Origin of the sequence: Gilliamella sp. B3482, from assembly GCF_026536805.1 — a bacterium.
In the GTDB taxonomy this organism is placed as follows: domain Bacteria; phylum Pseudomonadota; class Gammaproteobacteria; order Enterobacterales; family Orbaceae; genus Gilliamella; species Gilliamella apicola_E.
In genome coordinates this window covers 116,567-128,510 of record NZ_JAFNNL010000001.1, presented here as the reverse complement: position 1 = coordinate 128,510, position 11,944 = coordinate 116,567, and the positions used below count along the sequence as shown (strand labels likewise).

The 11,944-nt window shown below is 37.7% G+C and carries 8 protein-coding genes; 6 read left to right on the top strand and 2 right to left on the bottom strand.

All coding sequences use genetic code 11. From position 1 onward, the window contains the following. Nucleotides 1-9: 9 nt before the first annotated feature. The gene (gene lipB, locus J3U18_RS00635; protein ID WP_267330897.1) at nucleotides 10-630 is read right to left on the bottom strand and encodes a lipoyl(octanoyl) transferase LipB; all 621 of its coding nucleotides are present in this window, start codon (nucleotides 628-630) and stop codon (nucleotides 10-12) included. 374 nt (nucleotides 631-1,004) lie between these two features. Between lipB and aceE the strand changes: the two genes are divergently transcribed. The 3 genes from aceE to lpdA are packed head-to-tail and all read left to right on the top strand — an operon-like array spanning nucleotide 1,005 to nucleotide 6,699. After that, on the top strand, nucleotides 1,005-3,671 hold the full coding sequence (aceE, locus tag J3U18_RS00630) for a pyruvate dehydrogenase (acetyl-transferring), homodimeric type (protein WP_220224888.1): 2,667 nt from the start codon (nucleotides 1,005-1,007) through the stop codon (nucleotides 3,669-3,671). Between the two features lie 12 nt (nucleotides 3,672-3,683). After that, nucleotides 3,684-5,258, top strand: coding sequence for a pyruvate dehydrogenase complex dihydrolipoyllysine-residue acetyltransferase (gene aceF / locus J3U18_RS00625; protein ID WP_416380366.1), 1,575 nt, complete (start codon nucleotides 3,684-3,686; stop codon nucleotides 5,256-5,258). Nucleotides 5,259-5,274: 16 nt separating this feature from the next. After that, entirely contained in the window at nucleotides 5,275-6,699 is a 1,425-nt protein-coding gene (lpdA, locus tag J3U18_RS00620; protein ID WP_065561920.1) for a dihydrolipoyl dehydrogenase, read from the top strand. 774 nt (nucleotides 6,700-7,473) lie between these two features. Here the strand turns inward: lpdA and J3U18_RS00615 are convergent. After that, the gene (locus J3U18_RS00615; protein WP_267352659.1) at nucleotides 7,474-8,652 is read right to left on the bottom strand and encodes a carbohydrate porin; all 1,179 of its coding nucleotides are present in this window, start codon (nucleotides 8,650-8,652) and stop codon (nucleotides 7,474-7,476) included. A 347-nt stretch (nucleotides 8,653-8,999) separates the two neighbouring features. Between J3U18_RS00615 and prfA the strand changes: the two genes are divergently transcribed. From prfA to kdsA, 3 genes are read left to right on the top strand one after another with little or no spacing between them, the layout of a single operon-like run. Further along, nucleotides 9,000-10,085 carry a peptide chain release factor 1 gene (gene prfA / locus J3U18_RS00610; RefSeq protein WP_065561918.1) on the top strand — a complete coding sequence of 362 codons (1,086 nt, stop codon included), beginning with the start codon at nucleotides 9,000-9,002 and terminating at the stop codon, nucleotides 10,083-10,085. Continuing rightward, entirely contained in the window at nucleotides 10,082-10,918 is an 837-nt protein-coding gene (gene prmC, locus J3U18_RS00605; protein ID WP_065561917.1) for a peptide chain release factor N(5)-glutamine methyltransferase, read from the top strand. Before prfA ends, prmC begins: the two co-directional genes overlap by 4 nt. A 17-nt stretch (nucleotides 10,919-10,935) precedes the next feature. Next, on the top strand, nucleotides 10,936-11,790 hold the full coding sequence (gene kdsA, locus J3U18_RS00600) for a 3-deoxy-8-phosphooctulonate synthase (protein WP_065561962.1): 855 nt from the start codon (nucleotides 10,936-10,938) through the stop codon (nucleotides 11,788-11,790). Nucleotides 11,791-11,944: the final 154 nt, after the last annotated feature.

The window sequence follows — 11,944 nt, the reverse complement described above, 5'->3', positions numbered from 1 at the left end:
ACTCACATCTTAATAGTTTGGTAGCTGATTAATAAAATAATCAGTCAATAAATGGTTAATCTCTTGGCGATCAATTTTTGAAACATATTGTTTCAACTGCGTCATTTCTAATCCAGCATAACCACATGGATTAATATAATTAAAAGGAGTGAGATCCATATCGATATTAAGGGCTAATCCATGTAAGGTACAGCCACGCTTAATATGTAATCCAAGAGAACAGATCTTCTGTTGATTGACATAAACGCCCGGAGCGTCTTGTTTTGAATATGCGACTATCTCATAGTGTTTTAATGTTTGAATAACACTATTTTCTAAATAATTGACGACATCACGAATACCTATTTTACGCCTTTTTAAATCCAATAAGATATACATAATTTGTTGCCCAGGCGCATGGTATGTAATTTGACCACCACGATCAGTTTGCACAACAGGAATATCCGTTTTAGTAAGCAGGTGCTCAGGTTTTCCAACCTTACCTTGAGTAAAAACCGGAGGATGTTCAACTAGCCAAATCTCGTCTTGAGTTTGCTTATCACGCTGCTGAGTAAAATCATGCATAGCTTGATAAGTATGCCAATAAGGCATAGTGTTTAACTCTTTAATAATGACGTTTTTACTTGGCATATTATCTGTCAATTCAGTCTTAATTTAACAATAAATTAACAACTATATAGCAGATTTTACTATAACTTGACAACCGCTAACTATTCAAGGTATAACTCAAAACGCAGTATTCTTTCCAATCTCATGAGTTAAATTTGACTTATATCAAATAATTATCTTTTTATTTATATTAATAATTGAAATAGTTGATTAATTTAATAGGAATTAACATTCTTTTCAGGGCGGTGGTTTGCTTTACTTTTTAATGGAAACTGGCAGACTGATATCAATTAAGCATCCGTAATGCAAAGTTGAAGCTTATAATTTTAGTTATGGCGTCTGTTATAGCTAAGGATAGCAAAAACTGCATTTTTTAAACAAAAAAGAGGTTTTATATGTCGGACATGCAAATGAATGATATCGATCCAGTCGAAACAAAGGATTGGCTGGAAAGTTTAGATTCTATTATTCGAGAAGAAGGCGTCGAACGTGCTCAATATATTATTGAACAGATTGTCAATAAAGCTAGAGATGGTGGTGTACCTTTACTATTTGGTTCTTCAACCAGTAACTATATAAACACAATCCCTGTCGAAGAACAACCAGCATATCCAGGTGATTGGGAAATTGAAAGACGAATCCGTTCAATTGTTCGGTGGAATGCAATTATGATGGTCTTACGAGCTTCTAAAAAAGATTTAGAGCTTGGTGGTCATATGGCATCATTCCAATCTGCTGCTACATTTTATGAAGTATGTTTTAACCATTTCTTTCGTGCTCGCAATGAAAAAGATGGTGGGGATTTAATCTATTTCCAAGGTCATATCTCACCGGGTATCTACTCACGCGCTTTTATTGAAGGTCGTTTAACTGAAGAACAGCTTGATAACTTTAGACAAGAAGTTCACGGTAAAGGTTTATCATCTTATCCTCATCCAAAATTAATGCCGGAATTCTGGCAATTCCCAACCGTATCAATGGGGTTAGGACCAATTAGTGCAATCTTCCAAGCTCGCTTTTTAAAATACTTAAACCATCGTGGTTTAAAAGATACCACGGAACAAACGGTTTACGCGTTCTTAGGTGATGGTGAAATGGATGAGCCAGAAGCAAAAGGTGCAATCACGGTTGCAACACGTGAAAAACTTGATAATTTAGTCTTTGTTATCAATTGTAACTTACAACGTCTTGATGGTCCGGTAACCGGAAATGGCAAAATAGTAAACGAACTAGAAGGTGTGTTTGCTGGTGCTGGTTGGAATGTAATTAAAGTACTTTGGGGCGATCGTTGGGATAAATTATTGCAAAAAGATAAATCAGGAAAATTAATTCGTTTAATGAATGAAACTCTTGATGGCGATTATCAAACTTTCAAATCCAAAGACGGCGCTTATGTACGTGAACACTTCTTTGGAAAATATCCTGAAACGGCTGAATTAGTCAAAGATATGTCTGATGAAGAGATCTTTAGACTAAACCGTGGTGGTCAAGACCCCGAAAAAATGTTTGCTGCATTTGCAAGAGCAAAAGAGACAAAAGATCGCCCAACAGTTATTTTAGCCCACACCATTAAAGGTTATGGAATGGGTGAAGCCGCAGAAGCGAAAAACATTGCACACCAAGTCAAAAAAATGAATATGGATGGCGTTCGCCATGTTCGTGACTTCTTCAACATTCCAGTTACTGATGAAGCACTCGAAAAATTACCTTATATCAAATTCGAAGAACATAGCCCGGAATACAAATATATTCATGAACGACGTCAAGCATTACATGGTTATGTGCCTTCACGGCTAACTAAATTCTCAGGAACGGTTTCTATCCCTCCTTTAAGCGAATTTGCGCCGTTACTTGAAGCACAATCTAAAGAAATCTCAACCACTATCGCTTTTGTGCGTGCACTTAACATCATGCTAAAAGATAAAGACTTAGCACCGCGACTAGTACCAATTCTCGCTGACGAAGCGCGTACGTTTGGTATGGAAGGTCTCTTCCGTCAAATTGGTATATATAACCCACATGGTCAACAATATACCCCACAAGATAAAGAGCAAGTTGCTTACTATCGTGAAGATGAAAAAGGTCAAATTCTCCAAGAAGGTATTAACGAATGTGGCGCGACTGCATCATGGTTAGCGGCTGCTACTTCTTATAGCAATAACGATTTACCGATGATTCCTTTCTACATCTATTACTCAATGTTTGGCTTCCAACGCATTGGTGATTTAATGTGGGCGGCGGGTGACCAACAAGCTCGAGGCTTCATGATTGGAGGAACTTCTGGTCGCACAACATTAAACGGTGAAGGCTTACAACACCAAGATGGTCACAGCCATATTCAAGCATTAACCATCCCTAACTGCTTATCATACGATCCAGCCTACGCTTATGAGGTCGCGGTTATTATGCAAGATGGCTTACGTCGTATGTATGGTGAACAAGAAAATGTTTACTACTACATCACCACACTAAATGAAAACTATGCCCAACCTGCAATGCCTGAAGGTGCAGAAGAGGGGATTCGTCGTGGTATTTATAAGTTAGATACCGTTGAAGGCCAACAAGGCAAACCAACAGTTCAATTATTAGGTTCTGGATCAATGCTACGTCATGTTCGTGAAGCGGCTGATATCCTTGCTAAAAACTATGGCGTCAGTTCTGACATTTACAGTGTAACGTCATTCACCTTACTTGCTCGAGATGGTCAAGATTGCGAACGTTACAACATGTTACATCCAAGCGAAGAAGCAAAAGTGCCATATGTTGCTCAAATAATGAATAACAATCCTGCTGTTGTTTCCACTGATTACATGAAACTTTATGCAGAACAAATTCGAGGATTTGTACCAGCAGAAAGCTACCGAGTACTCGGAACAGATGGATTCGGTCGTAGTGATAGCCGAGAAAATTTACGTCATCATTTTGAAGTCGATGCATCTTATGTTGTGATTGCAGCACTAGGAGAACTAGCTAAACGTGGTGATATTCAGCCAAGTATTGTTGAAGACGCGATTAAAAAGTTCGAAATCAATGCTGACAAACTCAATCCACGTATTGCATAAGAGGTAAAAATAATGAGTATTGAAATAAAATTACCTGATATCGGAAGCGATGAAGTTGAAGTAACAGAAATCCTAGTTAAAGTTGGCGATAAAGTTGATGTAGATCAATCACTATTGACTGTTGAAGGCGATAAAGCATCGATGGAAATACCGGCACCACAGGCTGGTATTGTGAAGTCAATCATTGTCAAAGTTGGCGATAAAGTGACTACAGGTGTTAGTATTATGGAATTTGACGAAGAGGGCGCAAGCGCGTCAAAAACGCCTGCTCCAGAAGTTTCAGCTCCAGCTTCTGCGCCAGCACAAAATAGTAGCCAAGTAGTTGATGTTAATGTTCCAGACATTGGTGGCGATGAAGTCGAAGTGACTGAAATATTAGTTAAAGTTGGTGACTCAGTTTCAGTTGATGATTCACTCATCACCGTTGAAGGAGACAAAGCCTCGATGGAAGTACCTGCAACTATAGCTGGTACAGTAAAAAGCATCACTGTTAAAATTGGTGATAAAGTCAAAACTGGCTCCAAAATAATGGAGTTTGAAACGAATAGTGCACCCGTTAAAGCTGAACCTGCGCCAGCTTCAGCTCAAGCTCAAGCTCAAGCTCAAGCTCCTGCACCAGTTGCTGAGACTGCTAAACCTGCACCAACTGCAAATGAATTTGTAGAAAACGATGCTTACGCACATGCCACACCATCAGTTCGACGATTAGCAAGAGAATTTGGTATCAATCTTGCAAAAATTCAACCTACAGGCCCTAAACATCGTGTACTTCGTGAAGATATCCAAAACTATGTCAAAAATGCCGTAAAACAAGTCGAAAACGGTGGATCATCTGGTGCATTCCCTGGATTATTACCATGGCCAAAAGTCGATTTCAGTAAATTTGGTGAAATTGAATCTTTACCATTAACTAAAATTCAAAAAGTTTCTGGTGCAAATTTACATCGAAACTGGGTGATGATTCCTCATGTCACTGAATTTGATGAAACAGATATCACTGAACTAGAGGCATTTCGTAAGCAACAAAATGCTGAAGCAGAAAAGAAAAAACTCGATCTCAAAATTACTCCGCTCGTGTTTATCATGAAGGCCGTAGCGAGTGCTTTAACTGCTTATCCGCGTTTTAATAGTTCATTGTCAGAAGATGCACAAACTCTTATCATTAAAAAATACATCAACATCGGTGTGGCAGTTGACACGCCAAATGGTTTAGTTGTTCCTGTATTTAAAGATGTGAATAAAAAAGGCATTATTGAACTTTCACGTGAACTTGCTGAAATCTCCAAAAAAGCGCGAGACGGTAAACTCACAGGTAGTGATATGCAAGGTGGTTGTTTCACTATTTCCAGTCTTGGTGGCATCGGAACGACATCATTTACCCCAATTGTAAATGCGCCAGAAGTGGGCATACTTGGTGTATCTCGCTCAAGTATGAAACCAGTATGGAATGGTAAAGAATTTACACCACGCTTAATGTTACCTTTATCATTATCCTTCGATCACCGAGTGATTGATGGCGCAGATGGAGCACGCTTCTTAAGCCATATTGTTAATGTTTTATCCGACTTACGTCGACTAGTGATGTAAGGGGGGGAAATCAGTTATGAGTCAAGATATCAAAACACAAGTTGTTGTATTAGGTGCCGGGCCAGCGGGTTATTCTGCTGCATTTCGTGCCGCCGATCTTGGATTAGATGTGACATTAGTCGAACGCTACTCAACCTTGGGTGGTGTTTGCCTTAATGTTGGCTGTATTCCTTCTAAAGCATTATTGCATGTTGCTAAAGTGATGGATGAAGCAAAATCCCTCACCGAACATGGAATCCATTTTGGAACGCCAAAGCTAGAACTCGACAAAGTTCGTGCTTGGAAAGAAAAGGTAATCAATCAGCTTACTAACGGGCTGGCAGGCATGGCCAAAATGCGTAAAGTTAATGTGATTCAAGGTGAAGCGCAATTCACCGGTAGTCACACAATGGATGTCACCTCTGCCAAAGGTATTACTAAAATTACCTTTGATAATGCTATTATTGCAGCAGGATCTCGACCAATAACCTTACCATTCATTCCTCATGACGATCCTCGTATATGGGACTCAACCGATGCGTTAGCATTAACCACTATTCCTAAAAAACTACTGTTAATGGGTGGTGGTATTATTGGTCTGGAAATGGGTACCGTATATCACGCATTGGGTTCAGAAGTGGATGTTGTTGAAATGCTAGATCAGGTGATCCCAGCTGCGGATAAAGATGTGATAAAAGTCTTTACCAAACAAATTCAAAAGAAATTTACCTTACGCTTAGAAACTAAAGTAAATACGGTCGAAGCCAAACATGATGCAATCTATGTCACCATGGAAAAGAAAGATGGAACCATCGAAACTCACACTTACGACGCAGTACTAGTGGCGATAGGTCGAGCACCAAATGGTAAACTTATCAATGCTGAAAAAGCTGGAGTAAATGTGACTGATCGTGGTTTTATTGAAGTCGATAAACAGATGAGAACTAACGTTCCACATATCTATGCGATCGGTGATATTGTGGGTCAACCAATGTTAGCTCATAAAGGGGTTCATGAAGGGCATGTTGCAGCTGAAGTGATAGCTGGTAAAAAACATTATTTCGATCCGAAAACCATACCATCAATTGCCTACACCGAACCAGAAGTTGCTTGGGTAGGATTAACTGAAAAAGAAGCGAAAGCAAAAGGTATCGATTATGAGGTCGCCATATTCCCATGGGCAGCATCAGGGCGAGCAATTGCGTCTGATTGTTCAGAGGGGATGACTAAACTAATCTTCAACAAAGCCGATAATCGCCTTCTTGGTGGTGCGGTAGTTGGAGCAAATGGTGGTGAACTTCTTGGAGAGATCACTCTTGCTGTAGAGATGGGCTGTGATGCAGAAGACATTGCACTAACCATCCACGCTCACCCTACCTTACATGAATCAATTGGACTCGCGTCCGAAGTGTATGAAGGTACGGTTACCGATCTACCTAATCCAAAGGCCGTTAAAAAATAGGTAATATCTACTCTTATCATTGAAATAATGCCGTTAGCTTACTGACGGCATTTTATTTTTCTTGCTTGAGAACATTGACATCCCAAACTTCCCGATTAAATGAGTAAAAAAGGGGGAGATAACTATATAATTAATAATAGTAATCTAACCTACTTTTATTATCCTGCAATTTTTAACCGCTAAATTTTTTCACATTATCGGAAAGTACGAATAAAAAATTACAATTTTAACAATCCTATTTATTAAATATGCTCTAATGATTCGCAAAATGTTAAATTACAATATCAAAAAAAGTTGAGGAGCGGGGTTTTTGAAGGTATTTTTTGCAAAATTATAGAAAATAAAAATGTAGCTATAATTCTTTTTATAATGAGAGTCTTCTAATTGATAGGGAGAATTTGATTTTAATATCCTACAATTTTTAACCGCTAAATCTTTTCACATTATCAGAAAAGTACGAATAAAAAATTACAATTTCAACAATCCTATTTATTAAAAATGATCTAATGATTCGCAAAATGATAAATTACGATATCAAAAAAAGTTGAGGAGCGGGGTTTTTGAAGGTGTTTTTTGCAAAATCATAGAAAATAAAATTGTAGCTAAAATTCTTTTTTATAATGAGAGTCTTCTGATTGATAAGGAAAAATTGATTTTAATATCATTAATAATTATTAATTGGTTGATCATCTAACTAACTAGCCAAAAGCAATAAAAAAGCCAGTTTTAAAAATAAGCATTAAACTGGCTTAATCGAGAATTTACTTCAACTAATTAAAAGAAGTATTTAAATCTTACACGAGCACCATAACGATCATCGGTGTTATCGCCATGAGATTTACTTCTATCAAGTAATGACCAATAAGCACCTAAATAGATATTAAAATTATCCATATCTAACACATCATCAATTAGATATGAGGCATTAACAGTATGAATTTTATATTTACCTTTGCTATTTATATGGCCATCTTTAACACGATTATATGGATTAAATTTTTTGATATCATTGTTCGCAAATAAGTAACCTAAGCCGATTTTTTCCCAAACAATATTTGTGCCAATGGTCATATCTTTTTCATCTTTAGCATTCATATAAGCAAAGCTGGCATTAAATCTTAATCCAGCTGCATCCCAATCGCCTTGATTGTTCCATGAAAAAGTCGCGCCATAACCTGTTCTTTGTGATTGATCGCGGAATTTACCGTTATCATCATGATAACCGTAAGCATTTTTTACCACATTTGTTTCGGCAGCAATTGCGGTTGAAATGCTTTCATTTTTCCAAGATAAAACTGGACGTAAATAGACCACATTTTTCTTCTTATCGATTTCATAACCATGATAAGCCGATTTATTAAACATTTTCTCGCCATTATTGACCAATGCATTTAACTCAAAATTGACATTATCAAATAGCGGTGTATTTAATTGAATACCGCCACCATTATTACTACGACCACGACCCTCTTTCAACATATAGATATAGCCAAAGCCGTCTTCATATAAATCATTGGCAGTATTACCTGAATATTCAATAAAGGTATCTTGTCCAAGCGGGAACATATCATAAGCTTCATAACGACCAATTTTAATATTCCACTCGTTTTTCTGACCAAAATAAAATGCCGCATCATCCAGATTCACATCACCACCTAAATCTGCTAAGGGTTGCACCACGAATCCAGCAAAGTTTTTGTTGTTAATTTCACGATAGCCATCTAAACCAATCAATATACGACCATTGATATCCCAACGATCTTTGTCAGAAGGTTTATTTTTTTTATCAGCAGTCTCCCTCAAAGAACTAAGTTGCTGTTTGCTACTAGCGGCATCCACATTAAATTCGACGTCTCCATATAACTTTAACTGTCCTTGCGGAGTATCCCATTGAATAGCCGCATTTGCCATTGAACTTAACCCAATCAGACTACATATAAACATCTTCTTCATAAAATTAACTCCTTGAATAGTTATAATATTTAACAACAGTTTTATGTATGCGATAACAAAATTTAAAGCAAAATGGTGGTTCAATCTTAATAAAAGCGTTATTGATTCGTGATGACATCGTTTACAAATGATGTTATATGGAGTTAAGTAAATTTAAAATGACCAAAATTGAAATCTGTGACACGTGTAACATTTTTTATTCAATCTAATAATCATATCCTCACCAATACAGTGCAATTAACAATATTGTTTAGCTTAGCCATAAGTAAGTAGAAACTGTATTTTAAAGGCAATTAAGTATATAATGCCGGGCAAATTCAATTAATCATTATCAAATATATAGAGTTATGAAACCTTCAATTATCAGTAAATTGGAAACGCTACAAGAGCGTTATGAAGAGGTTCAAGCATTACTATCTGATGCAACGGTTATTGCCGATCAAAACCGATTTCGAACCCTTTCAAAAGAATATGCACAATTAACCGATGTGGTTAAGTGCTTTGCTAATTGGCAGCAAACTCAAGAAGATATCGAAACTGCCAAGATGATGCTATCTGATCCTGAAATGAGTGAAATGGCTCAAGAAGAGTTAAATGAAGCCATGGCTCAAGTTGAACAGCAAGAAAAACAATTACAAGTGCTCCTGTTACCGAAAGATCCGAATGATGACTACAACTGTTTTGTTGAAGTTAGAGCAGGCACAGGCGGTGATGAAGCTGCAATCTTTGCTGGTGATTTAGCCAGAATGTACACAAGATACGCCGAATCTCGCAACTGGCGTGTTGAAATCATGAGTGCAAATGATGGTGAATATGGCGGTTATAAAGAAGTGATCATGTTAGTCAGTGGTGATGGTGTTTATGGCCACTTAAAATTTGAATCAGGTGGACATCGTGTTCAACGCGTACCTGAAACTGAGTCACAAGGTCGTATTCACACATCTGCTTGTACTGTTGCTGTTTTACCTGAGATTCCTGAAGCAGAAATGCCAGAAATCAATCCAGCGGATTTAAAAATTGACACCTACCGTTCATCCGGTGCAGGTGGTCAGCATGTTAATACCACTGATTCAGCAATCCGTATTACTCATATTCCAACTGGGATTGTGGTTGAATGTCAGGATGAACGTTCACAACATAAAAACAAAGCGAAAGCGATGTCTGTATTAGTTGCACGTATACAAGATGCCGAAGCGCGCAAACGTCAACAAGAAGAAGCATCAACCAGACGTAACTTATTAGGCTCGGGTGATCGTTCAGACCGTATTCGAACATATAACTATCCTCAAGGACGGGTTACTGACCACCGTATAAATCTTACCATTTATCGCTTAGATGAAGTGATGGAAGGTAAATTAGATATGCTAATTGAACCAATAGTACAAGAGTACCAAGCAGATCAGCTTGCAGCGTTATCGGAACAGGATGAATGACCTATTTAGAATGGCTTAAATTTGCGTCGCAAACCTTAACTGAAAGCGAAAGCCCAAAACGTGATGCAGAAATTTTATTGAGTTTTGTAACTCATAGAACACGCACCTTTTTAATGGCTTTTAGTGAAACATCATTAACTGACGATGAAGTCATTGCGTTAGATGCTTATTTAAAAAGACGTCAAGAAGGTGAGCCGATTGCCTACATAACAGGTGAAAAAGAATTTTGGTCATTAAAATTTAATGTCTCCAACTCGACCTTAATCCCGCGCCCCGATACTGAAAAGCTTGTCGAACTTGGTTTAGAATATTTACCAAAAGTTCCTTGTGAAGTTCTGGATTTAGGGACTGGAACCGGAGCGATTGCAATCGCCATGGCAACTGAACGTCCTGATTGCTTATTTACCGCAATTGAAAAAAACAAAGATGCGTTAATATTAGCTCAAAAAAATGCCAAGCAAATCGATGTTAATAATGTTTACTTTTTACTGGGTGATTGGTATAAACCAATAAAAAATCGTAAATTTTCTATGATTACCAGTAATCCCCCTTATATTGACCCGACCGATGTTCATCTATCGCAAGGCGACGTACGTTATGAGCCTCGTAGCGCATTGGTTTCTGAAGATGATGGACTTGCCGATATTAAAGTCATTGTACAAGGCGCAACTAAACATTTAAATCAATATGGTTGGCTGCTAATCGAGCATGGTTGGAAACAGGGCTTAGCGGTGCAAACTATTTTTAAACAACACGGATTTCAATTAGTCGAAACCTTCACCGATTACAGTGGCAATGACAGAGTCACACTTGGTCGTTGGTTTAAACCTTAACTAGGAATGAGTTTATGATTAAACAAAAAAAAGTAAAAGTAGGTAATATCACGGTAGCTAATGATTTACCGTTTGTATTATTTGGTGGTATGAATGTGCTTGAATCACGCGATTTAGCCATGAAAATTTGTGAACACTATGTCACAGTAACCGATAAACTGAATATTCCTTATATTTTCAAAGCCTCTTTTGATAAAGCTAATCGCTCATCAGTTCACTCTTATCGAGGACCAGGGTTAGAAGAGGGGATGAAAATCTTCCAAGAATTAAAACAGCAATTTGGTATAAAAATTATCACTGACGTTCATACCGAAGAGCAGTGCCAACCCGTTGCAGATGTCGTTGATGTTATTCAATTACCCGCTTTTTTGGCAAGACAAACAGACCTAGTTGTTGCAATGGCGAAAACTGGTGCGGTAATCAATGTCAAAAAACCACAATTTGTTAGCCCAGGACAAATGGGCAATATTGTCGAAAAATTTGAAGAAGCGGGTAATGACCAAGTTATCCTTTGTGATCGTGGTAGCTGCTTTGGTTATGACAACCTTGTTGTTGATATGCTTGGCTTTAACGTAATGAAAAAAGTTAGCAAGGGTTCGCCAGTGATTTTTGATGTAACTCATGCGCTACAATGTCGTGACCCAATGGGAGCAGCGTCAGGTGGTCGTCGTGGTCAAGTTACTGAATTAGCTCGTTCAGGGATGGCGGTAGGTATTGCCGGATTATTCTTAGAATCACATCCTGATCCAAGTCATGCAAAATGTGATGGTCCATCAGCATTACCGTTAGCAAAACTTGAACCATTCTTAAAACAGATGAAAGCCATTGATGAATTAGTAAAAAGTTTTGAAGAGCTAGATACTGAAAACTAATTGCGCTATCAATTCCTAAGAGAGATGTTATACATTTCTCTTTTTTTTACCTATTACTCACCCCATTAAACTTATTCATTTCATTACTAATTCTGCCCTTAATTTCATGACTTAAAAACCATCAAAAAAATAGAGCTTAATTAATTTATCACGT